The sequence below is a fragment of the Streptomyces sp. PA03-6a genome (assembly GCF_033792765.1).
GTDB lineage: Bacteria > Actinomycetota > Actinomycetes > Streptomycetales > Streptomycetaceae > Actinacidiphila.
On sequence record NZ_JARAVK010000138.1, the window covers coordinates 1 to 24,214 of the forward strand.

Below are 24,214 nucleotides of genomic sequence, written 5' to 3' on the forward strand. Positions count from 1 at the left end.
ACCCCACCCCGCAGGCCAACTCCCCACCGGCCGGCCACGCCCGCCAAGCCGTCCCGGGCGAGGGGGCGTTGCCCGACTGAGATCCATCCGCAATGGCCCCGATGCCACCCGTCCGCCCCGTCCTGCGTCACAGTCGCAGAAGGCGCAGGGGGCGCCCCCGGGGGAAGCAGGTGACGGTGATGCGGCGGATCACGGCGGCGGTGCTGGCGGCGGTGGCGGCCGGAGCGGTCCTGACGGGTTGCGGCGCGAACACGGACCGGGGCCACGCCGGTGACACGCGGCGGCCCGGACCGGTGCGGGGCGCGGACGGCGCCCCCAAGGACGGCGGCTCCGAGTGGAACGGGCAGGGCACGGACGAGGACCGGGGCCTGGAGCGGGCGCCCGACGCGTCACAGCTGTCGACCTTCGCGCTGGACGTCGACACCGCCTCGTACGGCTACGCCAAGCGGCGGCTCGACGAGGGCTCGCTGCCCTCCCCCGCGGACGTGCGCCCCGAGGAGTTCGTCAACAGCTTCCGCCAGGACTACCCCGCCCCCGAGGGCGACGGCTTCTCCGTCACCGTCGACGGCGCCCGCATCGGCGACGAGGAGGGCTGGTCCCTCCTGCGGGTCGGCCTCGCCACCCGCCCCGCCGACGAGGGGAACCGGCCGCCGGCCGTGCTCACCTTCGTCGTGGACGTCTCCGGCTCCATGGGCGACCCGGGCCGGCTGGACCTCGTCCAGAAGGCGCTCCGTGCCGCGGTCGGCGAGCTGCGGGACGACGACTCCCTGGCCGTGGTGACCTTCAGCGACCGCGCGCGGGTCGCCCTGCCGGCGACCCGGCTCGGCACCGGGGGCGCCCGGCAGCGCGCCCTGTCCGTCGTCGACCGCCTCGCGCCGGAGGACTCCACCAACCTGGAGGCGGGCCTGCGCACCGGCTACGACGTGGCCCTGGAGAGCGCCCGGCGCGGAGCCACCAACCGGGTCGTCCTGCTCTCCGACGCCCTCGCCAACACCGGGCAGACGGACCCCGACGCCCTCCTGGAGCGGATCGACCGGGCCCGCTCACAGCACGGCGTCGCCCTGTTCGGGGTCGGCGTCGGCAGCGAGTACGGCGACGAACTGATGGAGCGGCTGGTCGACAAGGGCGACGGCCACACCTCGTACGTCTCCACCCCGGCCGAGGCCCGTGCCCTGTTCGTGGACCAGCTGCCCGTCAACATCGGCCTGCGCGCCCGCGACGCCAAGGCCCAGGTCTCCTTCGACCCGAACACCGTCGAGCGCTACCGCCTGATCGGCTTCGAGGACCGCGCCGTCGCCGACGAGGACTTCCGCGACGACCGCGTCGACGGCGGCGAGGTCGGCCCCGGCCACACCGTCACCGCGCTCTACGCCGTACGCCTGAAGGCGGGCGCCCGCGGTCACGTCGCCACCGCGACCGTGCGCTGGCTCGACCCGCACGACCGCTCCCCGCACGAGGCGTCGGGCGCCGTCGAGGCGGCCCGCCTGGCCGGCCGGCTGTGGGACTCCGGCACCTCGCCGCGGCTCCGGGTGGACGCGGTGGCCGCCTACTTCGCCGACGCGCTGCGCACCTACGACACCGGCGAGGAGCAGCTGCCCGGCGCCCCCGGCCTCGCCCGCCTCGGCGACCGCGCGCACGCCCTGGCGGCGACCACCGAGGACCCCGCGGTACGCGACCTGGCGGAAGCCGTGGACAGCGCGTACGCGCTGCGCGCGGGCTGATGGAGTATCAGTGAACCCATGACAGAAGAGAAGGAACCCGAGCCGCGGCTCGACGCCCGCTTCAGCAGCACCGGCGCGGCCCCCACCACCTGGCACGACGCCCGCGGGCACCTGGCCGGAGCCGAGATCTACTGGCTGACCACCGTCCGTCCCGACGGCCGCCCCCACGTCACCCCGCTCATCGGGGTCTGGCTGGACGACGCCCTGCACTTCTGCACCGGCGCCGACGAGCGCAAGGCCAAGAACCTCGCCCGCAACGGCCGGGTCGTCCTCACCACCGGCAACAACGCGCTCGGCGAGGGCCTGGACGTGGTGCTCGAGGGCAAGGCGGCCCGCGTGCGCAGCGAGAACCAGCTGCACCGGATCGCCGCGGCGTACGAGACCAAGTACGGCTCCGGATGGCACTTCGACGTCGGCGACCAGGTCCTCGTCGGCGAGGGCCACGAGGCCCTGGTGTACGAGGTGGAACCCACCACGGCCTTCGCCTACGCCCGCGGCACCACCTACAGCCAGACCCGGTGGCTGTTCTAGGCGCACGTGGCCGGGACGTGGCGCAGGCCGTGCCGGAGGTCCGGCCTCACCCCCGGGAGCCCGGGGCCGGACCCGGGCCCCGGCCACGCGCCCGTCCCGGTCCGGCGCCGGCCGGGCCGTGGAAGGCGGCACGGTCGGCGGCGGCGGTACCGCGTTCCCAGCCCTCGCGGTCGCGGCCCCTGAGCCGCTCCGTGCGGGTCTCGGGGAACATCGCGTCCGCGGCGCGGCCGACGGCGACCTCGCGGGCCGCCAGCACGGGGAGCACCTCCGTGGACCCGCCCGCCTCCGCGGCTTCCTCCGTCGCGTCACGGGCGGCCGCGGCCAGGCGCTCGCCGATCCGGCCCGCGTAGGCGATGAGGAAGGACTCGCGGAAGTCCCGCGACAGGTCCCCGCCCCTGGCGCCGCCCTTGCCGCCCCTGCGTCCCGGGCGACGCGTGGCCGGCCCCGGGGCGCCGCCGCCGCGCATGGCCGCCTCGGCCTGCACCAGCAGCGAGGTGTACAGCACCTCCACGGCCTCCAGGTCGGCCTCCCAGCCCACGACGGTCGAGAAGCCGAACTCCGCCGACCACACGGCACGGCAGCGGTTCGCCGCCGCGACCGCGTCCAGCAGCAGCGCCTTCGGCGCCTCGTACGGACGCTCCACGCCGATCCGCCGCGTGCCGGGACCGCCGCCGCCCGGTGCCGTACCCGCGACCAGCGCCTCGTCCACGCTGTGCCGTGCCATCAGGTGCTGGGCCTTCGCGCTCAGCGCCTCCGCCTCCTCGGGGAAGGCCGTGGACTCCGCCTTCGCCAGCAGCGCCCTGATCCGCCGCAGCATCGGATGCCCCGCACCGCCGGCACCTCCCGCGGCGGGCGCGGGCGCCGTCGGCGGCGTGATCCCGGGCAGCCGCCCCAGCAGGCGGACGAGCTCCAGCACGGCCGTCGCCACGGTGAAGCGGTCCAGCCGTTCGGCCGCCCCGTACGCCGTCAGGAGGCCCGCCGGGTCACCGCCCCCGTCGGCGGTCAGGCGCCCGGCGAGCCGCACGTGCTCCGGGCGCAGTTCGCGGCGCACCATCCGCAGCAGGTCGGCGTCCTCCCAGCCGCGCGCCCGGCAACCCCGCAGCAGCCCGCCCACCGCGGTCGCCACCGCCCGGCCGACCTCGTCCCACCCGGCCTCCGCCGCCGCCATCGCCGACGCCCCGGCGTCCAGCGCCGTCTCGACGTCCCCCTCCGGCGCCCTCAGGACACCGGCGAACGCCGCCTCGACCACCGTCATCGCATCTCGCACGCGGTTCAGGATCGCACCGACACGCCGCGCACGGAGCACCGTGCCCGCCCGCCCCGGCGGGCCGGGACATCCACACGACCGGGTTCCACGCCGACGTCACGGCCGAGCCCGCCCCGGCGGCCGCCGGATGCGGCCCGGTGGCCGTCGCCCTGCCCGTCACGGACGTGGCCCCACTCCCGGGGACCTGTCGATCGGGAACCGCGCCCGCCTCATGGGACGGCTCGCCGCCGACACGGGCTGCGACGTCGTCGTCGGCCGCAGCCTGCCGGCTCGACCAGCCACCAGTGCTGGGCACGGCGGCCTGGGCGGTCGCGCTGAAGACCCTGCCCCGCCGCTCCCTCCCTCGTCGCCCGGCTGCGCGCCGTTGGCGGCACCGCCGACGACATCGACCTCACCGGCCGGGCACGGCGTCCTCCTCGAACAATCCGGCCACGTCACGGAGATCATCGTGGCGGCCGCCGCCGGGATCAGCCGGCCGCGCCGCCCCGCTCCACCAGGACCGGCCACAGGCGCTGCGCCAGTTCCGGGTCGGTGCGGGCCACTTCACGCCCGAGGGCGGACGCGGCCGCGGCGAGCGCGCGGCGCAGTTCGGCCGGCTCCGCCGAGCGCACCAGCGTCGCGTGCAGCGGCCCCGTGACCTCGTCCGGCAGCAGGTGGGCGCCCTTGGCGTAGGCCGCGGGGTGCCCAAGGCGCAGGCAGGCGAGGGCGATGACCTGGGTGCGCACCGCTCCGATCCAGTGCTCGGCCTGCCACAGCCGGCCCCGCTCGATGCTCGCCGCGGCGTGCAGGACGTGGTGCCAGCCGAGCCCCGCCGGCGTCCCCGGGTCGGCCGGCGCCGCCTCCGGCGCCCGGCCCGCGGCGCCGAACACCGTCCGCCACTGCGGCCCCCGGGGCCCGAACTCCTCCTCCGGCGTGAACGCCAGGTCCGCCTCCAGCGCCCCCGGCAGCAGGAACACCCGGTAGACGGTCGCCCCCGCCGGCAGGTCCCAGTGGTGCAGCGCACCGAACCCGACCCCGTACAGCCACGCCGTCCAGCGGGCCAGCGCCGTGCCCACCTCGCCCCGCACCCCGAGCACCAGGTCGACGTCGGACCACCGGTCGCCGCCTCCCGGGACCGCGAGCGAACCGGTGAGCGCGGCCCCGGTGACGTCCGGGTCGTCCGCGGCCAGACCGAGCAGCCGGGCCCGCAGGCGGTCGCGTTCCCCGGGTGTGAACATGCCCTCACCGTAGCGAAGCGGGCGCCGCGCGTCCGGGCCGGTCATCCGCCGGTCGCCCGCCGGTCGTCCGGCGGACATCCGGTGATGGGAACGTGCGGGCGTGACTCGCACGATGGCTCTCGGACTGGCCGGTACCGCCGCGCTGGCGGTCGGCGGCAGGGCCGCGGGGGCGCTGCCGGTACGGGACGGGATCGCGCTGCCGCAGGGGCAGGCGGCGGCCGGACTGCTGGTGGCGTACTTCGGCCTCGGGCTGCTCGTCGCGGCGTGGTGGCAGCTCGGCCGGCTGGTGCGCGGGCCCCGGCCCCCGTCGATACGCGCGCTGCTGACGACGTTCGCCGTGTGGGCGGCACCGCTGCTGCTGGCCCCGCCGCTGTTCAGCAGGGACGTCTACAGCTACCTGGCGCAGGGCACGATGGTGAACGCGGGCATCGACGCCTACACGCACGGGCCGGGCGTGCTGGGAGGTACGGCGGCGGCCGAGGTGCCGGCGATCTGGCGGAACAGCCCCGCGCCCTACGGGCCGGCGTTCCTGGCGCTGGCGCGCTTCGGGGCGCACGCCGGGGTCGCCGGGATGCGGGCACTGGCGCTGCTGGGGGTGGCCCTGCTGGCCACGCTGCTGCCGCGGCTCGCCCGGCGCTGCGGCGCGGACCCGGCCGCGGCCGTGTGGCTGGGGGCGCTCAACCCGCTGGTGCTGCTGCACCTGGTGGCGGGGGCGCACAACGACGCCGTGATGCTGGGCCTGCTCGGCGCGGGCCTGGGCGCGGCACTCGCCCGACGCCCGGTCGTGGCCGCCACGCTGGTCACCCTGGCCGCCCTGGTCAAGGCGCCCGCGGCGCTCGGACTGCTGGTCGTGGCCAGCCTGTGGGCCGAACACCTGGAGGGCCGCCGGCGCCTGGCACGCGCCGGGGCGGCCACGGCGGCGGTCGCCGGCGCGGCCACCGTGGCGGTCACCGCCGTCACCGGCGTCGGCTACGGCTGGATCGGCGCGCTGACCACGCCCGCCTCGGCCTCCAACTGGTCCCTGGTCAACGTCCTGGGACGGTTCGTCGGCACCCCGGACGTGTGGCGGCTGCTCGGCATGGCCGCGGCCGCGCTCGTCATCGCCGCCGTGTGGCTGTACCGCGAACGGCTCGGGCCGGTGTACGCCCTGGGGATCAGCCTGCTCGCGGTGGCGCTGCTGGGCCCGGCCATCCGCCCCTGGTACCTGCTGTGGGGACTCGTGCCGCTCGCCGTGGCCGCACCCGACGGCCGGGTGCGGCGGATCGCCGCGCTCGCCAGCGCGGTGCTGGCGCTCGTGGTGCTGCCCAGCGGGTTCGCCGCGACGCCCCGTCAGATCGCCCTGGCGGCCACGGGTGCGGCCCTCGCGCTGCTCCCGCTCGCCGCGCTGCGGCTGGTCCGGCTCGTACGTCCCGCGTTCGCCTCATGAGGCGGATCGTGACGGCGGCCGCCGCCGTGGTCGCGACCGCGCTCTTCCTGGCCACCGTGCCGCTGCACCGGCACTGGTTCGACCTCGGCGTGTACTGGGGCACCGTCAACGCCTGGACGCACGACGGCGTCGGCGTCTACGACTACCTCAGTCCCGGGACGACGTACGGCTTCACCTACCCGCCGTTCGCCGCGCTGTGCATGCTGCCGCTGACCCTGGTGAGCTGGCCCGCGGCCGTCGTCTGCGCGGCCGCCCTCAACATCTGCGCCGCGGCGGCCGTCCTGTGGTGGACGGTGTGGCCGATCGTGCGCCGCGAGGGCTGGACCCCCTGGTACGCGATGGTGCTGGCCGTGTGCCTGATGGCGCTCCTGGAGCCGGTCCACGACACCTTCACCTTCGGGCAGGTCAACCTGGTCCTGCTCGCCCTGGTGCTCGCCGACGCCGAACTGCTGCGCCGCGGCAGCCGCTGGGCCGGGTGCGCGATCGGCCTCGCCGCCGCCGTGAAGCTGACGCCCGCGCTGTTCATCGGGTGGCTGCTGCTCGCCGGGCACCGCCGCGCCGGCCTCACCGCGGCCGCCACCGCGACCGGGGCGACCCTGCTGGCGGCGCTGGCCGCGCCCGGCGCGTCCCGCGACTTCTGGACCCGGGCGATGTGGGACACCGACCGCGTCGGCTCGCTGTCGTACGCCTCGAACCAGTCGCTGCGCGGCACCTTCGCCCGGCTCGACGCACCCACGTGGGTGTGGGCGGTGGCCGTGGTCGCGGTGCTGGCGGTGTGGGCGTACAAGGTGCGCCGGTCCGGCGTCACGACGGGCGTCGCCCTCACGGGGGTGACGGCCTGCCTGGTCAGCCCGGTGACCTGGGTGCACCACCTGGTGTGGCTGATCCCGGCGTTGGCGGCGCTGGCCGGCGAGGCGCTGCGGGTACGGACCCGGGGCCTGACGGTCGCGGCGGTCGGCAGCTACGTCCTGCTCTGCAGCAGCGTCGTGTGGCTGTGGCGGGGCGACCCCGGCACCGGCGGCCCGGGCACCCTCGTGGGCGGCAGCGCCTACGTGTGGATCGGCCTGGGGCTGCTCGTCGCGCCCCGGCCCGGATGGCGTAGCAGGGCGCGCCCGCGTCCGATCCTGGCTGACAGGGTGGGGGAGAGGGCCGGCTGACGGCCCGTCGGCCGAGCCGTCCGCCGAGTCCCGAGGAGATCGACACATGCGTGTGTCCCTGCGCCGGACGTTCGCCGCGCTGCTGATCACCGCCGTCCCCGCGCTGGCCGCCCTCCCCGCGCCGGTGCCCGCACAGGCGCACTCCTCCGTCGCCCTGGCACCCCTGCTCGGCGTCGGGGCGCCGAACTCCATCCCCGGCCGCTACATCGTCACCCTGGCCCCGGACAGCGACCCCTCCGCCGTCGCGAGCGCGGCCGGGATCACCCCGGCCCACGTGTACGACAGCGTGATGCGGGGCTTCGCCGCCCCGCTCACCGGACGGCAACTGGCCCGGGTACGGGCGCTGCCCTCGGTGCGCGGCGTCGAGCAGGACACCACGGTCACCCTGCCCGCGGAGGACCGGATCCCGGTGTCGACCAGCCGCCGGATGCCGGGCAGCCCGCCCCCGGCCGACGGCACCGGCCGGTTCTGGGGCCTGGAGCGCGTGAGCAACCGCGCCCCGGCCACGCACGGCTTCACCGTCCGCGCGACCGGCGCCAAGGTCACCGCGTACATCATCGACAGCGGGATCGACTTCACCCACCCGGAGTTCGGCGGCCGCGCCAGGCCCGGCATCGACGAGATGGACGACGGTCGCAACGCCGCGGACTGCGCGGGCCACGGCACGCACGTCGCCGGCACGGTCGGCGGCGAGCACACCGGGGTCGCCCGGGCGGTCTCGCTGGTCTCCGTACGCGTGCTGGACTGCGAGGCGCGCGGCCCCAACTCCGGCATCATCGCCGGGATCAACTGGGTCGCCCAGCACGCGGTGAAGCCCGCCGTGGCCAACATCTCGCTGGGCGGCCTCTACTCCCCGACGATGAACGAGACCCTGGACGCGCTGGCCCGGGCCGGGGTCTTCCCGGTCGTCGCGGCCGGCAACGACGACGTCAGCTCCTGCGTCATCTCCCCGGCGAGCGCGACGGAGTCCTTCACCGTCGCCGCGACCGACCGGGCCGACCACCGGGCGGCGTTCAGCAACTTCGGCAGCTGCGTCAACCTGAACGCGCCCGGTGTCGACATCGCCTCCGCCTTCCCCGGCGGGCTCTACGCGATCATGAGCGGCACGTCGATGGCGGCCCCCCACGTCACCGGCATCGCCGCGCTCTACAAGGACACCTACGGGGACGCCGGCTTCGAGGTGCTGAAGAAGTGGCTCCTCGACCACGCCACCCGGACCGCGGTCCCCGAACCGTGGGGCACCCCGCAGCTGGTGGCCTTCGCCGGGGACCTCTGAACGGCTCCGCCGTCCCGCGCCCCGCCCGTCAGGTGAGTTCGCGCGCGAGGTGCAGCGCCGTGATCGCCATGCGGCGGGCGTGGAAGAAGCGGTGCGCCCCGTGGTTGGCGACGCCCGCGTCCAGCTCCAGCCGCTCGCAGCCCGCCGCCCGGGCCCTGGCCTCCACCTCCGCCAGCAACCGCGTGCCCACCCCCGCGCCAAGCGCGTCCAGCGCCGTGACCAGGTCGTCGACCAGCAGCAGCCGCCCCCTGCTGGTGGTCAGCACCCGGTGCGTGGCCACCCCCAGGTAGCGCTCCCGCTCGTCCAGCGCCGCCGTGAAGACCACCCCCTGGTCATGCGCCTCGGCGGCGAAGGCCGCGAACCCGTCGGCGGTCAGAGCCGGTCTCAACGCCCTGATCAGCGGCCCGACTTCAGCGGTCATGGCCGGTTCACCAGACTTCACGTCCACGAACGTCAGTTCCATGGCGTGATCCTAGGAGGCGCCGGCGCCCGCCGCGCTCCGGTACGGATCAAGTCGCCGCGGCGTTCAGCACGGCAAAGGCCGAGCGGTTGTGCGCCACCGTTGATCGGCGAGACGGCGCACACCCACCCGGCCCGGGGCGCGGACGGCCCCTAGACCTCGACCCGCTCCCGGGCCTCGACCACCATCGGCAGCCGGTCGGGGTGCGGCACCGCCGCGGTGACCTCCCGTGCCGTGTGGCCCGGGGCCGGCCGCAGCCGCCGCCGGCCCAGCACCGTGGCCAGCGAGATGATCATCTGCGTCCAGGCGAAGGAATCCCCTATGCACTTGCGGGTCCCCGAGCCGAACGGGACGAACGCCCCCCGCGGCAGGTCCGCACTGCGCTCCGGCAGCCACCGGTCCGGGTCGAACCGCTCCGGGTCCGGGAACGAACGGCGGTCCCGGTGCAGGGCGTAGAGGCTGAAGGCGACCTCGGTGCCGGCGGGCAGGGTCACCCCACCGAGTTCGACGGGCTCGACGGCACGGCGCATCAGCAGGGTGACACCGTGCAGCCTGACCACTTCGTTGATGACCCGCGACAGGTACTCGTACGCGGCGACGTGCTCCAGCCCAACCGGGCCGGACCCCGATACCGCCGCGATCTCGGCCAGCAGCCGCTCCTCGACCTCGGGGTGCCGTGCGATCTCGTGGAACGCCCAGGTGAGCGTGGTCGCGGTGTTCTCCGCACCGGCGAAGAGGATGGTGCTGAGTTCGTCCCTGACCTCCACGTCCGTCAGGGCCTCGCCGGTGTCCGCGTCACGCGCCGCGAGCAGTGTCGACAGCAGGTCGGGCCGGTCCGTGTCGCCGGACTCGCGGGCGGCTGCGACGACCTCGTCGATGACCCGGAGGAGTGCGCCCGCCGCGGCGTCGAAACGGCGGTTGGCCGGGATGGGAACCCTGTCGAGGAACTTGGGTGAGGCGGTGCGCAGGAGCAGGGTGTTGACGATGACCGGCAGGTGCACCCGTATGGCGTCGACCGCGGGCTTGCCGATGTCCGTCGAGAACATCGTCCCCGCAAGCGTGTTGACCACCATGGCGGCCATCTCCCGCTCCACGGCGACGGTGTCCCCCGGGCGCCACGAGTCGGCCGTCGCCCGTGCCTGAGTTGCCATGACTTCGGCGTAGCCGGCGATGCGGGTCCGGTGGAACATCGGCTGCATCAGGCGGCGGTGCCTGCGGTGGGTGTCTCCCCCGGCGGTGACCAGCCCCTCCCCCACCAGGACCTTCAGCCGGTCGAAGAAGCGCCCCTTCTCGAAGCTGCGCCCCTTGGTGACCAGCAACTCGTTCACCAGCGCGGGGCTGTTCACGAAGTAGACGGGCATCGTGCCGACGTCGACCCGGACCAGGTCACCGGTGTCGCGGAGCGACGTGACAAAACCAAGGGCATTGCGCGCCAGCGGCCAGACGTGGCCGATGAGCGGAAGCCGACCGGGGGCGCGCGGAACCGAGCGCAAGTCTGCATTCACCCCGAGAACTCCTCTTCTTTCGCGGAATCTACGCCGTGCGCTGCGCGATCGGGTGTATGAAGGAGTCGAGGGTTGCCGTTTGGGTGAACTCGTGTGACGGACGGGACGGTTCCCTCTCGGGAAGCAGATCCCACCACCAGTCGATCGCCGGGATGCCCAGCGGATCCAGACTGTCGTCGCTGGGTGTGTCACAGAAGGTCGAGGGGAGGTTCGCCGGATCATCGGGTGTGGTGTAGCGGACCGAGCTGACGCCCCAGTCCTGGGCCCCGCGTATGAAGTGGCCGAGGCTGTCGAGGAACTGTCGCAGCTGTGGACTGCCGAAGATCCTCAGATGGTCCGAGACACGGAGGAAGAGGTTCATCACGCGGTCACGCTGTGCGATGGCCAGGGTGAGGGCCTTGTCCTGCGGAAGCCCCCGCTCCTCGGCGAGCACGCGCACCACGTTCAGGTAGAAGCCGCCTGCCCGCTCCTCCTTGTGGTGCGAGAAGATGTCGTTGTCCCAGCAGATGATGAAGTACGCCATCTCGGCCGCGGCACGCACCGCGGTGAGGTCCCTCTCCAGCGGCTGGAGCTCGTAGCCGTGCCCCATCTCCAGCAGCGGCATCATCACGGACGTGGCGCCGTCGTAGATCCGCATGAGCGTGTAGTCGTTGAGGTCCGGTACGGTGCCGCGACTCCTGAAGGACGCCTCCCACACGACGGAGGAGAAGTACTCGCGCAGGGCGTCGACCCAGCGGGCGACCTGACCTGGAGTGCCGAACACGTCCATCCGGTAGCGGAGGTCCCGCAGCCCCTGCGCCAGCGGATCGTCCGCCAGCATCGAGACCTCGGGGTTCTGGGCTATGCGCAGCAAGCGGGAGAGCGCCCCCATGAGATCGCCCGGCCGGGTCCCGATGTCGCCTTCCTCGCAGTAGCCGTCGTCAACGCCGAAGAGCCAGATGATGAAGTCCGCGGTGATGGTGATGACCTCCTCGCGGCCATCCGGGAGGATGCGTGCCGCGAAGGTACCGATGTCGTGCTGCACGAGGCGGCTGCGGAGCGCGTCGGAGCCGATGGAGAAGTGGTCGGCCCATTCGGCGGTCCGCGCGTCGATGGCGGCGTGGCTGGGATGGATGGCCGGACTGAGTGGAGAGTAGATCGGTGGAACTATCAGGTCGGGCCCCACTGACGGTCACCTCTCAGTTGTCAACCCTCTGACCACCGGCAATTTCGCCTGGCACATGCCCAAGCGGAACACGAGTGGATCATTTACAGCGACCATTACTCCGGCATATGGCCATGCAGTCAAGTGGCCAGATCTCGCCATGTGGAAGGTAGTTGGCCCACGCAATGCTTGCGCCGGGCGTGCGCCGTGTGCGCGGACGGCGCGCCCTCGCGCCGTCACCAGGCGGAAACGGCTCTCCGTATACACAGAGGCGCACGGCGGGCGCACGGGCGCATCCGCCCGTGCGCCCGCCGTGCGCGGGTCACAGAATGAGACGCTCGGTCTACCGGCGCAGCCAGCTCCGCAGAGCGCTCCACCAAGACCGCCTGCCCGCCGGAACCGAGGGCATCGGCGCTGCGGCCACCTGCGCAACCGGTGCCACAGAGGGCTGGGGCACCGCCTGCGGCAGCGGCTGGGGAATCACTTCGCGCGGTGCCGGCTTCACGCTGGCCCCGGTGTCCTCCTCCTCGCGCGGTCGGCGCGGCGTGAATTCCACGGGGAGTTCCGCGAGATGGTGCGAGGTCCACGCCGGAATCCGGGCGAGCTCGCCCGGGTCGACCGTGAGCCGCAGATCGGGAAGCCGCGCCAGCAGGACGTCGATGCCGGTCTCGGCGATCGCACGACCGATGTCCTGGCCCGGGCACTCGTGCGGACCGCCGCCGAAGGCGAGGTGGGACCGGTTGCCGTGCATCGGGGTCACGAGGTCGGGACGGATCGCGGGGTCGGTGTTCCCCGCGGCAAGCCCCAGGAGGAGCATGTCCCCCTCATCGATGCGCTGGTTGCCCAGTTCCATCGGGCCCGTGGCGTACCGGGCAGGCATCACCCAGAGCGGGGGCTCGTCCCACAGCACCTGTTCCAGGCCGTCAGGCAGCGTCATGTGGCCGCCCGACAGGTTGCCACGGAACCGTGGATCGGTGAGCACCAGTTTCACCATGCCCGCGATCAGGTTCGCGGTGGTCTCGTTCGCGGCCACGAGCACGAGGCGCAGGTGCTGGATGACCTCGTCGTCGCTGAAACCGGCGGCGTCGTCGATGAGCCAGGACGCCAGGTCGGGGCCCGAGTCGGCGTGCTTCTCCGCCACCAGCCGGGTCAGCGACTCCAGGATGTGGACGTAACTGGCACCGGAGGTCTCGGTGCCCTTCATCAGGTCACGGCACGCCTCCGCGAGCCGTGGCCCTTCCTCCTCGGGGAGACCGAGCAGGTTCGTCATGACGAGCAGAGGAAGCTGCTCGGCGAACTGGGGCACCAGGTCGGCATTGCCGGCGGCGGCGAACTCGTCGATCAGCTGGTTCGAGACCCGCGTCACGTGGCGTCGGATGCCATGGCGGTTGAAGCGCCCCATGCCGCGGCTGACCGCGCCGCGCAGCCGCTTCTGGTCCTCACCGTCGGCGAAGACGACCAAGGGCTGCCAGGTGATGGTGGGGGCGAGCGGGTGCTCCGGCTTGAGCTCCCCTCTCTGGAAGACGTTCCAGCGCCGGGAATCGGAGGAGAACCGGGACGGGGTGCGGAGCACCTCGAGGTTCTCCCGGTAGCCAAGCACCAGCCACGCCGGCAGGTCGTCGTGGAGCAGGACGGGAGCCACGGCTCCGTGCTCGGCCCGGAGCTTCTCGTAGACGCCCATCGGGTCGGCCTCGGCCTCGGGGTCGTAGAGGCGGCGTATGCCGCCGGCACCGGAGGCGTGGGCGGGGCACTCGGGGGGTGGGGTTGTCACGATGCCTCCGTGGAGAGGGCGAGGGAGTGCAGATATCGCATCAGGGTGAGCAACACGTCGCGGCTGGAGTCCCGCTTGCGAGCGTCGCAGTGCACGATCGGGACGTGCTCGGGAAGGTCGAGGGCGGCCCGCAGGTCCTCGACGGGGTGCGGAGGCGCCTCCGGGAAGGTGTTGATGGCCACCACGAAGGGCACCCCGCGCTCCTCCAGCCGCCCTATGACGTCGAAACTGACTTCGAGGCGGCGGGTGTCGACAAGGACGACCGCGCCCAGCGCCCCCTCGAAGAGCCCGTTCCAGAGGAACCAGAAACGCTGCTGGCCGGGGGTGCCGAAGAGGTACAGCACCAGTTCCCGGTTGATGCTGATCCGGCCGAAGTCCATGGCGACCGTGGTGGCGGTCTTGCGTTCCACTCCGGCGGTGTCGTCCACACCGACACCCGCCTGGGTCATGGTCTCCTCGGTCGTCAACGGCCTGATCTCACTCACCGATCGGACCAGGGTCGTCTTGCCGACCCCGAAACCCCCGACGATCACTATCTTGACCGCGGCGGTGGCGGTTTCCGGCAGTGCGTCCTCGCTCCGCGGCCCGGTGACGACGAGGGGGTCAGAGCTTCTCAAGTCCATGCATCACCGCCTCAATAAGAGCGACGTCGGGAAGGTTGGCGGGCGGAATCGGCGAGCGCGCCTCCACCCTTTTCTCGGCCAGCAGGTCGGTGAGGAGCACCGTGACCACGCTGACCGGAAGATTGAGGTAAGCGGAGATCTCAGCCACGGAGAGGGGCGAAGTGCACAGTCGCACGATCGCCGCCTGCTCCGGCGGCATCCCCGGCGGTGGCCCGGTACGCGCCCGGACCAGCGTGACCAGGTCGAGGGTGGAAGTGTCGGAGCCCCCGCTCCGACCTCCCGTGATCACGTAGAGCCGCTCGGGGCTTCCTTCCTCCCATCCCTGACCCGATTCGCTCATCCGGCATGCTCGTCGCTACGCGGCGGACTGCTCAGGTGCTCACCGATGCGCGCCACGAGGTCGCGCATCCGCTGCCCCATCAGTCCGGCATCGACCCCCTCGTCGGCGAGCACCGCGAGGTACGCCCCGGCGCCGGCCGCCATCAGGTAGAAGAAACCGCCCGACATCTCGATCACGACCAGCCTCATGCGGCCGTCACCGTGCGGGAACTCCGACGCGACGGCCGCCGCCAGGCTCTGCAGACCGGCACAGGCCGCGGCGATCCGGTCGGCCGCGTCCGTGTCCGTTCCCCACTGAGCCATGCGCAAGCCGTCCGCGGAAAGCACCACCACGTGGCGGGTCTGCGGAACGCTGGTCGCCAGGTCCTTGAGCATCCAGTCCATGTTGGCCCGCTGCTGAATCACGGCTACTCACCCTTATCTAACGACTCGTCACTGTTGCTGACGGGAGCGGCAGCGGGCGTCTCCCCGGAAACGCCGCTCTGGAAGGCGGCCAACCACATGCCGGGCTGCACCGGCTCTTGGGCCGGTGGTTTGGCATGGGAAGCAGTGACGGAACCGGCGGCCGAGCCCGCGGGGGCGGACTGGGCGGGCGGGATGCGCCGACGCCGCTGGGGCAGCCCGTTCGAGGTGCGCTCGTGGACGACGGGGATGTCGTCCGCCATGTCGGCCGTCACGGGCGCCGAGGCCTGGGGCCCCGTCGTTCGCGCGGCACCGGAACCGGAATCCGAACCGGTGCGCGGCGCCGGCACCGACCGCGGACCGGAGGCGGCACCGATGCCGTGCGCCAGGCCCGTCGCGTTGGTGGTGGTGGTGATCAGGTCCTGCGGGACGATCAGGACCGCGCGCACACCGCCGTAGGCGGAGGTCCGCAGCGAGACCTGGAATCCGTAGGCCTTCGACAGACGGCCCACCACGGCCAGGCCCAGACGGGGCGTCTCACCGAGGCCGTTGAGGTCGATGCCGGCCTGCGCCTGGGCGAGCATCTGCTCGGCGCGCTGACGGGCCTCCTCGCTCAGGCTGACGCCGCCGTCCTCAATCTCGATCGCGATGCCCGACTGCACCTCGACCGCGGTCAGGTGGACCCGGGTCTGCGGCGGGGAGTAGCGGGTTGCGTTGTCCAGCAGCTCGGCAACCGCGTGGATCAGCGGCTCGACCGCGGGGCCGATGATCGCGACCTCGGAGACCGAGTGCAGCTCGACCCGTTGGTAGTCGGTGATCCGCGACATCGCGCCGCGCAGCACGCTGAAGAGAGGAACGGCCTTGCTCCACTGACGCCCGGGGCGGGCCCCGCCGAGGACGGCGATGCTGTCGGCGAGACGGCCGATCAGGGCGGTGCCGTGGTCGAGGCGGAGCAGATCGCCGAAGACCTCCGGGCTCTGGCCGTGGCGGTCCTCCATCTCCCGCAGGGCACTCGCCTGCTGGTGGACGATGGCCTGCACGCGGCGGGCGATGTTCACGAAGGCGCGCTGCGACGACTCCCGGATGTCCTCCTCGGCGGAGACGGCCGTGAGGACGGAGTGGAGAACGGCTTGGTGCGCGCTGTGGAATTCTGCGGTGAGGCCCTCGGTGCGGGTCTCGACGCTCTTGAGCACGTCCTCCAGGAACTCGCCGCGCTGGAGCCTCGCCATGGCGTCGGGCAGCTGTTCCTTGGCGAGGCGTACGGTCTCGGCCTCCTGCTGGGCCAGCCGGTACCGCAGCTCGGCGTCGTGACGGGCCACCTCGGCACGGAGTTCCGCGGTCAGGTGCCCTCGGCGCGCGACCTCGACGGCGAGGACGGCGACGGCCACCGTGGCGGTCACCCCACACCACAGCACCGCAACCCTGGCGGACGAGGGGACGGTCCATACGGCGACGGTCGCGACCGCCGCGACTATGACGACCGGCAATAACCACGCGGACGTCGCGGTGGGCCGGTGGTCTCCGGGGGACGATCCAGCACGAACCATCAGCATCCTCAGGTGATCGCTAGTCATGGAACGAACACGGCACGAGCAGCGGATTGCGGCGTCAACGGAGTGGGCAATCAGCAGGCCGCGCCTGACCTGGCGTAATTGCTACAACACGCTGAGCCGCAAGTAGCATAGCCGCTTCCATTCCGTGGCTGATGCCGCCTCACGATGCCTTTGGCACATGCCGTTTGACGTATGGTTATCGGTTCTTCGGCGTCGACGCAAACCCCTCCCGGGCGCTCCCTCACCATCTGTGCGTCCACGATTCGATCATGAGCAATGACCGATATAAACTGTTTGACCACGGATGGCTCGATCGACGGCGACGCCGGTCCCCGCGCCCCGGGAGGCTCTCATGGGCGAGCAGGAACACGCCGGGCCGAACCCCCCAGCGAGGACCCCGGAACGCCGCTTCCCCACGTCACGCGCCCCCCGCGGGATCCGCACCGGGCCGGGCCGCGGGCGCGGGCGGGCGGTACGGGCGGGCGCCGCGGAGGGCGGCGGGGCCGAACCGGAGCGACCGGCTCCACGGCAGGTGCCCGGGTGGTACGGCGAGACCCACGGCGGCACGACGGGAAAGCCCCGGCGTGCGCCGTCCGGCCGCGCGCGGTGCGCCCGCGCCGGAGGACCCCGGAGGGGCACGAAAATTGGCTTCACTCTTAAGAGTGATGGGTACTTGCGCCCGGCCCGTTCAGGGAGCAATGTCACGCGCGCGGAGACCGGGGCCGGCCGATGACCGCCGGGGAACTGCAGGGGCTCGCCGCGATCGTCACCGGAGGTGCCACCGGGATCGGGCTCGCCACGGCGGAGACACTGGCGGCGCGCGGCGCACGGGTCGCCGTGCTGGACCAGGCCCCCGGCCGGGCACCGGCACACGTGCACGCGCTCGCCGCCGACATGGCCGACGACGCCTCCGTGCGGTGGGCGGTCGGCCGGGCCGTGGAGGACCTGGGCGGGCTGGACATCCTGGTCAACAACGCGGGCACCGGGGCCGTCGGCACCGTGGAGGAGAACCCGGACGGCGAGTGGCGCCGGGTGCTGGAGGTCAACCTCCTCGGCGTGGTCCGGGCGAGCCGGGCCGCGCTGCCGTACCTGCGCCGCTCCCGCTACGCGTCGATCGTCAACATCTCCTCGGTGACGGCCACGGCGGGGCTCCCGCGCCAGGCGCTGTACGCGGCGAGCGAGGGCGCCGTCCTCGCGCTCACCCTGGCCATGGCCGCCGACCACCTGCCCGAGGGCGTCCGGGTCAACTGCGTCACCCCCGGCACCGTCGACACTCCCTGGGTGGAGCGGCTGATCGCGGCAGCCCCCGACCCGGCGGCCGAGCGGGCCGCGCTCCAGGCCCGCCAGCCCAGCGGGCGCCTGGTCACCGCCCAGCAGGTCGCCGACGCCGTCGCCTACCTCGCCGGACCCTCGGCCGCGGCGGTCACCGGCACCGCGCTCCCCGTGGACGGCGGCCTGCACGCGCTGCGTCCCACCCCTCCGCCCCTTCCCCCGGGACCGCTGCCCTGAGCGGTGCCCGGGCCGAGGCCGGGCCGAGGCCGGGTCGAGGCCGGTCCGGAGCCGGTCCGGAGCCGGTCCGGGGCCGGTCCGCGCGAGGAGCCCCCGCGCACAGGACGTCCTAGCATGAAAGACACGGATCGGCGGAAATGGGACGCCCCTGATGGTCATGCCGGAGGGAAGCGCTGCGGCGCCGGCGAAGGCGCCGTTCGACCTTGCCTACGCCGCGTCGGCGCTGATCGACGGCGAGGGGACGATCGTCGGCTGGACGGCCGCCGCGGAGCACCTGCTGGGCTACCCGGCCGCGGAAGCGCTGCACCGCCCCGCCGCGCAGCTGCTCGCCTCCTCCGAACAGGCCGCCAAGGCCGCGGAGGTCGCCGCCCAGTGGCACGACCAGGACATCTGGGGCGGTCTCGTAGCCGCCCGGCACCGCGACGGACGCCGGATCGAGCTGGGCCTGCGGGTGTCCACGCTGGCGGCGCCCGACGGGCACGAGCGCTGGCTGGTGTCCGGGATCGACCTGGCCAGGACCCCGTCCTGGGCGGTGAGCAGCGCCATCCTGGAGGGCTTCCTCACCCGGTCCCCGATCGGCATGGCCGTGCTCACCCCCGACCTGCGGTACGTGTGGATCAACGACACCCTGGAGCGTTTCGCCGGCGTGCCGCGCGAGCACCGCATCGGGATGCGCATGAGCGACTCCCTGCCCGGTCTGGACACCGAGGCGCTGGAGAACATCATGCGCGAGGTGCTGCTGACCGGTGAGCCGGTGATCGACCACGAGTACCAGGGCTGGACGCTGGCCGCCCCCTACCGGGAGCGGTCCTTCTCCACCTCCTTCTACCGCCTGGACGACGCCGAGGGCCGGGTGATGGGCGTCTGCTACATGGGCATGGACGTCACCGACCGCTGGCGCGCCCAGGGCCGGCTCGCGCTCCTCAACGAGGCCGGGGCCTGCATCGGCAGCACCCTGGACGTCACCCGCACCGCCCAGGAACTGGCCGACGTGTCGGTCCCGCGGCTCGCCGACTTCGTCACCGTCGACCTGCTGGAGCCGGTGCTGCGCGGCGACGAGCCGCCGGCCGGCGGGGCGCTGGGCCGCGTGCCGCTGCGCCGCGCCGGCATGCGCTCGGTGCACCCGGGCACCCCGGAGTCGATCGTCGCGCTCGGCGAGCGGATCAACGCCGGCGACACCTCGCCGCACGTGCGCTGCATGACCTCCGGCCGGCCCGAGATCGAGGCCGACATCGCCATCGACCGCGCGTCGTGGCTCACCGACGACCCGGCCCGCGCGGCCAAGATCCGCGAGTTCGGGATGCGGTCGGTGATGTGGGTGCCGCTGCGGGCCCGGGGCACGGTCCTCGGCGTGGTGACCTTCATCCGGCACCGCCGGCCCGGCGCCTTCGAGCCGGACGACCTGCTGCTCGCCGAGGAGCTCGTGGCCCGCGCCGCGGTGTGCGTGGACAACGCCCGGCGCTGGACCCGCGAGCACGAGGCGGCGCTCGCCCTGCAGCGCAGCCTGCTGCCGCAGACCCTGACCGGCGGCACGGCGCTGGAGGTCGCCTCCCGCTACCTGCCCACCGACATCCAGGACGGCGTGGGCGGCGACTGGTTCGACGTCATCCCGCTGTCCGGGGCGCGGATCGCGCTGGTGGTCGGGGACGTCGTAGGGCACGGGCTCACCGCGGCGGCGACGATGGGACGGCTGCGGACGGCCGTCCACACCCTCGCCGACATGGACCTGCCGCCCGACGAACTGCTGGCGCACCTGGACGACCTCATCATGCGGCTCACCGAGGAGGAGAGCGCCGACGCGTCCGTGGCCACCACCGTCACCGGCGCCACCTGCCTCTACGCCGTCTACGACCCGGTGACCCGGCGGCTGACGATGGCCCGCGCCGGGCACCCGCCGCCCGCGGTCGTCGACCCCTCCGGCCGGGTCACCTTCGCCGAACTGCCCGCCGGCCCGCCGCTCGGCCTGGGCGCCATGCCCTTCGAGTCCGCCGAGCTCGAACTGGCCGAGGGCAGCATCGTCGCCCTCTACACCGACGGCCTGATCGAGACCTTCGGCGAGGACGTCGACGTGGGCCTGGAGCGGCTCGCGCACGCCCTGGCCCACCCCGAACTGCCGCTGCAGGACCTGTGCTCCGCCGTGCTGGAGCGTCTGCTGCCCGGTCCGCCCGCCGACGACGTCGCCCTGCTCGTCGCCCGTACGCACGCGCTCACCACGGACCGGTTCGTCGCCTGGGACCTGCCGGTCGACCCGGCGGTCGTCAGCCGGGCCCGGGCGCTGGCCACGCGCCAACTCGCCGAGTGGGGGCTGGAGGAGCTGCGGACGACCACCGAACTGGTCGTCAGCGAGCTGGTCACCAACGCCATCCGGCACGCCTCGGGCCCGATCCGGCTGCGGCTGATCCGGCAGTCGGTCTTCATCTGCGAGGTCTACGACGGCAGCAACACCGTGCCGCGGCTGCGGCACGCCCGGACCACCGACGAGGGCGGCCGCGGGCTCTTCCTCGTCGCCCAGCTGACCCGCCGGTGGGGCACCCGCTACACCGCGGACGGCAAGCTGATCTGGGCGGAGCAGGAGATCCCGGACGTCCACCCGGGCTGAGCGGGCGGCGCGTCAGTCCTGGAGGGCGGCCGGGTCCATGTGCACGACCTCCCACAGGTGGCCGTCCGGGTCCTGGAAGCTGCGGCCGTACATCGGCCCCTGGTCCATGGGCTCGTTCGAGGGCGACCCGCCCGTGGCCAGGGCCGCGTCGGCCAGCTCGTCCACGCGCTCCCGCGACTCGACGCCCAGGCAGAGGATGGACTCGGTGGTCTTCGTGGCGTCCGCGACCTCCTTCTTGGTGAACTGCCGGAAGAAGGGCTCGACGAGCAGCATCGCGAAGATGCCCTCGCCGATCACCATGCACGCGGCGTTGTCGTCGGTGAACCGGGGGTCGAAGGAGAAGCCGAGGCCGCCGAAGAAGGCCTTCGACCTGGGCAGGTCCTGCACGGGGAGGTTGACGAAGATCTGGGTCGGCATGGTCCGCCTCGTTCCGTTCCGGGGTCTGTGTCAGTGGTCTGTGCTGAAGTAGACCCGTGGACGCTCCGGAACTCATCGGAAGGCGGAGGAGAACCATGAGCGATCTCGCTGCACCCCCGGACGTGGCGCAGGAGCTGGAGCGCTACCGCGCGGAGCTGACCGGCTACTGCTACCGGATGCTGGGCTCGGCCTTCGAGGCGGAGGACGCCGTCCAGGAGACGATGGTGCGGGCCTGGCGGGCGTACGACCGCTTCGAGGGCCGCTCCAGCCTGCGTTCCTGGCTGTACCGCATCGCCACCAACGCGTGCCTGGACATCCTGGGCGGCACCGGACGCCGGGCCCGCCCGATGGACCTGGCCTCGCCCGGCAGCGCCGAGGGCCCGCTGCCCGGCACCCTGCCGGAGAGCACCTGGATCTCCCCCGCCCCCGACGGCCGCGTCCTGCCGGAGACGGGCGACCCCGCCGACCTCGCCGACCAGCGCGAGAGCGTGCGCCTGGCCTTCGTCGCCGCCCTGCAGCACCTCGCGCCGCGCCAGCGGGCCGTGCTCATCCTGCGGGAGGTGCTGGCCTGGAAGGCGGCCGAGGTCGCCGAATTGCTCGACACCACCGTCGCCTCGGTCAACAGCGCGTTGCAGCGGGCCCGCGCCGCCCTCGCCGCGGCCGCCCCCGCCACGACCGACCCGGCCCGTCCGCTCGACGAGGAGCAGCGCGCCCTGCTCGGCCGCTACGTCGCCGCCTTCGAGTCCTACGACCTCGACGCCCTCACCTCACTGCTCCACGAGGACGCCACGCTGTCCATGCCGCCCTTCGGCCTGTGGCTGCGCGGATCGGCGGACATCAAGGCCTGGATGCTCGGGCTCGGCTCCGGCTGCCGCGGTTCGCGGCTCGTCCCGGTCACGGCCAACGGCACACCGGGCTTCGGGCAGTACCGGCCCAGCCCCGACGGGGGTCACGAGCCGTGGGCGCTGCAGGTCATCGAGATATCAGACGGCCGGATCACCGGGCTCAACTCCTTCCTCGACACCGAGCGGCTCTTCCCGCTGTTCGGCCTCCCCGCGCGCCTCGCACCCGAGGCCCGCTAGCCCGCCCAGCCCGGTGAGCGCCAGCAGTTCCCGCAGCGCGCCCCCGGCGCCCCGCAGCCGGATCCGGCCGCCGTGGCGCCGGGCGGTCAGCTGCAACCGCGCGATGGCGTCGACCAGCACGACGTCCGGAGCGCCGTCGAGCCCGCCCACGTCGCACAGCACCGTCCCGCCGCCCCGCTCGGCCAGCAGCGCGTGCAGCCGCTCGACCAGCGGCGGGATCCCGGCGCGGTCGAGCCTCCCGGTCAGGACGAGCACGGCGGGCCCACCGCCCGGTCGGGACGCGGGCGGGGGCGGCGCGGGCCGGGCCATGGGCGACCTCCTGGGGCGGATGCGGGGATGCGTACCGCGTACGTCCCTAGGACCGGCGGCGGCGCCGTAATCCATCGGCGCCGCGCGTCACCGTCCGAGCAGAGCCGTGATCTCCCGCGGGTCCCAGGCCCCGTCGGCGCACTCCGCGAGGTAGGCCGCGATGCCGGGCAGGTCCCAGGCGCCCGTCTCGGCCAGGCCCTCGGCGATGTGCCGCAGGTAGGTCCCGGACGGCCTGACGTGCTCGGCCCCGCCGGAGCCCCAGGGGGCGGTGAAGGTGAGCACCGGGTGCCCGTCCACGTCCCCGGGGTACAGCAGCGTCTCGTACCGCCCCTCGCCCAGCCGGGCCCTGCCGCAGCGCAGCACCTCGGCGAGGTCGAGGTCGGAGCCCGGCGACCGGTACATCTCCTGGGCGGCGATGTCGGAGAACTGACCGACCGTCAGCAGATGGGCTCTGGCGCGCACCCCGCCGCCCGGCACGTCGCCGTCGTAGAAGGCCCGGCCGCCCGACCAGACCGGCGACAGCGTCGCGAAGTACATCCGCCCCGGCAGTTCCAGCGGCACCGACCGCAGCGGCGGGCGCGCGTCCCGGCAGCCCGGGTACTCCCGGCCGCCGCCGGGGGGCACCCCGCCGGCGAGGTAGCTGTTGAGGCGCACGAGGTGGGTGTTGGAGCCGTAGGCCGCGTACCAGACGAAACCGGGCGGCCGGTCCCGCCGCACGGCACCCCGGGGCCCCACGCGCTGCGGTGTGGTCACCGCTCCATGATGAGGGCGCCGCGGGGTCAGGCGGCCGGCACCGTGCCGCGGATCTGCCGCAGGAAGGCCGCGTTGTCCGGGGTCGCCCGCATCCGCTCCAGCAGCGTCTCGAAACTCCCCGCACCACGCAGCACCCGCCGCAGACCGCGCGCGGCCGCCAGCTCCGCAGGGCTGAGGAGCAATTCCTCACGCCGGGTCCCCGACGGGCCGACGTCCACCGCCGGGAAGACCCGCCGGTCGGCCAGCCCCCGGTCCAGCCGCAACTCCATGTTGCCGGTGCTCTTCATCTCCTCGAAGAAGTAGTCGTCGGCGCGCGATCCGGTGTCGACCAGCGCGGTGGCCAGGATGGTCAGCGAACCGCCCTCCTCCGCGAGGCGCGCCGAGCCGAACAGCCGCTTCGGGCCGAGCAGCGCCGCCGCGTCGACACCGCCGGACAGCGTCCGGCCGCCCGAGGACGCCGCGTTGTTGTGCGCCCGGCACAGCCGGGTGAGGGAGTCCAGCAGCACGACCACGTCCCGGCCGGTCTCGACCAGGCGCTTGGCCCGCTCGACGGCCAGTTCGGCGACGGCGATGTGCTGCCTGGGCGTGCGGTCGAAGGTCGAGGCGACGACCTCGCCCCGCACCGAGCGCCGCATGTCGGTGACCTCCTCCGGCCGTTCGTCCAGGAGCACCACCATCAGGTGGCACTCGGGGTGGTTGTCCGCGACGGCGTCGGCCAGCCGCCGCAGCAGCATCGTCTTGCCGGCCTTCGGCGGCGCCACGATCAGCCCGCGCTGGCCCTTGCCGACGGGGGCCAGCAGGTCCACGACACGGGTGGTCAGACCGCCCTGCGGGCACTCCAGGCGCAGCCGCTCGGACGGGTGGAGCGGGGTCAGGTCCGCGAAGTGCCGTCGCCCGCGGGCCAGGCCGGCGGGCAGCCCGCCGACCTGGTCGGCCCGTACGAGGGCGCGGGAGTGACCGGCCGTGGCCACGCCTTCGACGGCGTCGCCCTTGCGCAGCCCGTGCCGCCTGATCACCTCCGGCGGCACCGGGACGTCGTGCGGACCCTGCGCGTAACCGGCGGTGCGCAGGAAGCCGCGCCCGCCCTCGACGTCGAGGACCCCGGCGACGGCGACGAGCCGTTCGCCCGAGGGGGAGGAAGCGGGAGCGGGGG

The 24,214-nt window shown here is 73.7% G+C and carries 22 protein-coding genes; 8 read left to right on the forward strand and 14 right to left on the reverse strand.

The genetic code is table 11. From position 1 onward, the window contains the following. The first annotated feature begins 179 nt into the window (after nt 1–179). Nucleotides 180–1,721 carry a vWA domain-containing protein gene (locus PV350_RS28455; protein WP_500336782.1) on the forward strand — a complete coding sequence of 514 codons (1,542 nt, stop codon included), beginning with the start codon at nt 180–182 and terminating at the stop codon, nt 1,719–1,721. Between the two features lie 18 nt (nt 1,722–1,739). Beyond that, on the forward strand, nt 1,740–2,252 hold the full coding sequence (locus PV350_RS28460; RefSeq protein ID WP_499512544.1) for a pyridoxamine 5'-phosphate oxidase family protein: 513 nt from the start codon (nt 1,740–1,742) through the stop codon (nt 2,250–2,252). 46 nt (nt 2,253–2,298) lie between these two features. Here the strand turns inward: PV350_RS28460 and PV350_RS28465 are convergent, their stop codons facing one another. Both PV350_RS28465 and PV350_RS28470 read right to left on the reverse strand, forming a co-directional pair. Next, the gene (locus PV350_RS28465; protein WP_500336784.1) at nt 2,299–3,519 is read right to left on the reverse strand and encodes a DUF2786 domain-containing protein; all 1,221 of its coding nucleotides are present in this window, start codon (nt 3,517–3,519) and stop codon (nt 2,299–2,301) included. A gap of 467 nt (nt 3,520–3,986) precedes the next feature. Next, nucleotides 3,987–4,736 (reverse strand): hypothetical protein, encoded by a 750-nt coding sequence (locus PV350_RS28470; protein ID WP_500336786.1) that lies wholly within the window; start codon nt 4,734–4,736, stop codon nt 3,987–3,989. 112 nt (nt 4,737–4,848) lie between these two features. On the opposite strand from PV350_RS28470, the gene mptB reads away from it, so the two are divergent. The 3 genes from mptB to PV350_RS28485 are packed head-to-tail and all read left to right on the forward strand — an operon-like array spanning nt 4,849 to nt 8,595. Next, nucleotides 4,849–6,162 carry a polyprenol phosphomannose-dependent alpha 1,6 mannosyltransferase MptB gene (mptB, locus tag PV350_RS28475; RefSeq protein WP_499516877.1) on the forward strand — a complete coding sequence of 438 codons (1,314 nt, stop codon included), beginning with the start codon at nt 4,849–4,851 and terminating at the stop codon, nt 6,160–6,162. Continuing rightward, the gene (locus PV350_RS28480; protein WP_499512546.1) at nt 6,159–7,319 is read left to right on the forward strand and encodes a glycosyltransferase 87 family protein; all 1,161 of its coding nucleotides are present in this window, start codon (nt 6,159–6,161) and stop codon (nt 7,317–7,319) included. The genes mptB and PV350_RS28480 overlap by 4 nt, the downstream gene beginning before the upstream one ends. A gap of 46 nt (nt 7,320–7,365) precedes the next feature. Further along, the gene (locus PV350_RS28485; protein ID WP_499512547.1) at nt 7,366–8,595 is read left to right on the forward strand and encodes a S8 family peptidase; all 1,230 of its coding nucleotides are present in this window, start codon (nt 7,366–7,368) and stop codon (nt 8,593–8,595) included. 28 nt (nt 8,596–8,623) lie between these two features. On the opposite strand, the gene PV350_RS28490 is transcribed toward PV350_RS28485, so the two are convergent. The 8 genes from PV350_RS28490 to PV350_RS28525 form a co-directional block, all read right to left on the reverse strand. Further along, the gene (locus PV350_RS28490) at nt 8,624–9,058 is read right to left on the reverse strand and encodes a GNAT family N-acetyltransferase (RefSeq protein ID WP_500336788.1); all 435 of its coding nucleotides are present in this window, start codon (nt 9,056–9,058) and stop codon (nt 8,624–8,626) included. A gap of 149 nt (nt 9,059–9,207) precedes the next feature. Further along, complete coding sequence (locus PV350_RS28495; RefSeq protein ID WP_499512549.1) at nt 9,208–10,560, reverse strand: cytochrome P450; 1,353 nt, start codon at nt 10,558–10,560, stop codon at nt 9,208–9,210. A gap of 28 nt (nt 10,561–10,588) precedes the next feature. Beyond that, on the reverse strand, nt 10,589–11,725 hold the full coding sequence (locus PV350_RS28500; protein ID WP_499512550.1) for a selina-4(15),7(11)-diene synthase: 1,137 nt from the start codon (nt 11,723–11,725) through the stop codon (nt 10,589–10,591). 322 nt (nt 11,726–12,047) lie between these two features. Next, a complete protein-coding gene (locus tag PV350_RS28505) occupies nt 12,048–13,475 on the reverse strand; it encodes a cytochrome P450 (RefSeq protein ID WP_500336791.1) in 1,428 nt (475 codons plus the stop codon). Continuing rightward, the gene (locus PV350_RS28510) at nt 13,472–14,098 is read right to left on the reverse strand and encodes a GTP-binding protein (RefSeq protein WP_499512552.1); all 627 of its coding nucleotides are present in this window, start codon (nt 14,096–14,098) and stop codon (nt 13,472–13,474) included. The genes PV350_RS28505 and PV350_RS28510 overlap by 4 nt, the downstream gene beginning before the upstream one ends. Beyond that, entirely contained in the window at nt 14,079–14,438 is a 360-nt protein-coding gene (locus PV350_RS28515; RefSeq protein ID WP_499512553.1) for a DUF742 domain-containing protein, read from the reverse strand. The genes PV350_RS28510 and PV350_RS28515 overlap by 20 nt, the downstream gene beginning before the upstream one ends. Further along, entirely contained in the window at nt 14,435–14,821 is a 387-nt protein-coding gene (locus tag PV350_RS28520) for a roadblock/LC7 domain-containing protein (protein ID WP_499512554.1), read from the reverse strand. Before PV350_RS28520 ends, PV350_RS28515 begins: the two co-directional genes overlap by 4 nt. Nucleotides 14,822–14,844: 23 nt before the next feature. Next, nucleotides 14,845–16,386 (reverse strand): sensor histidine kinase, encoded by a 1,542-nt coding sequence (locus tag PV350_RS28525; RefSeq protein WP_499512555.1) that lies wholly within the window; start codon nt 16,384–16,386, stop codon nt 14,845–14,847. Nucleotides 16,387–17,121: 735 nt separating this feature from the next. Between PV350_RS28525 and PV350_RS28530 the strand changes: the two genes are divergently transcribed. Both PV350_RS28530 and PV350_RS28535 read left to right on the forward strand, forming a co-directional pair. Then, nucleotides 17,122–17,901 carry an SDR family NAD(P)-dependent oxidoreductase gene (locus PV350_RS28530; RefSeq protein WP_499512556.1) on the forward strand — a complete coding sequence of 260 codons (780 nt, stop codon included), beginning with the start codon at nt 17,122–17,124 and terminating at the stop codon, nt 17,899–17,901. Between the two features lie 151 nt (nt 17,902–18,052). Further along, complete coding sequence (locus PV350_RS28535) at nt 18,053–20,500, forward strand: SpoIIE family protein phosphatase (RefSeq protein ID WP_499512557.1); 2,448 nt, start codon at nt 18,053–18,055, stop codon at nt 20,498–20,500. A gap of 12 nt (nt 20,501–20,512) precedes the next feature. Here the strand turns inward: PV350_RS28535 and PV350_RS28540 are convergent, their stop codons facing one another. Beyond that, on the reverse strand, nt 20,513–20,917 hold the full coding sequence (locus PV350_RS28540) for a VOC family protein (RefSeq protein ID WP_499512558.1): 405 nt from the start codon (nt 20,915–20,917) through the stop codon (nt 20,513–20,515). A 95-nt stretch (nt 20,918–21,012) separates the two neighbouring features. On the opposite strand from PV350_RS28540, the gene PV350_RS28545 reads away from it, so the two are divergent. Further along, a complete protein-coding gene (locus PV350_RS28545) occupies nt 21,013–21,999 on the forward strand; it encodes a sigma-70 family RNA polymerase sigma factor (RefSeq protein ID WP_499512559.1) in 987 nt (328 codons plus the stop codon). Here PV350_RS28545 and PV350_RS28550 read toward each other — a convergent pair. The 3 genes from PV350_RS28550 to rho all read right to left on the reverse strand — a co-directional run. After that, the gene (locus PV350_RS28550; protein ID WP_499512560.1) at nt 21,901–22,308 is read right to left on the reverse strand and encodes an STAS domain-containing protein; all 408 of its coding nucleotides are present in this window, start codon (nt 22,306–22,308) and stop codon (nt 21,901–21,903) included. The two genes, PV350_RS28545 and PV350_RS28550, sit on opposite strands and share 99 nt — an antisense overlap. A gap of 87 nt (nt 22,309–22,395) precedes the next feature. Beyond that, nucleotides 22,396–23,061, reverse strand: a complete 666-nt coding sequence (locus PV350_RS28555) for a histone deacetylase (protein ID WP_499512561.1) — start codon at nt 23,059–23,061, stop codon at nt 22,396–22,398. Nucleotides 23,062–23,087: 26 nt separating this feature from the next. After that, nucleotides 23,088–24,214 (reverse strand): transcription termination factor Rho (rho, locus tag PV350_RS28560; protein ID WP_500336793.1); only part of this gene is annotated, 1,127 nt, incomplete at its 5' end.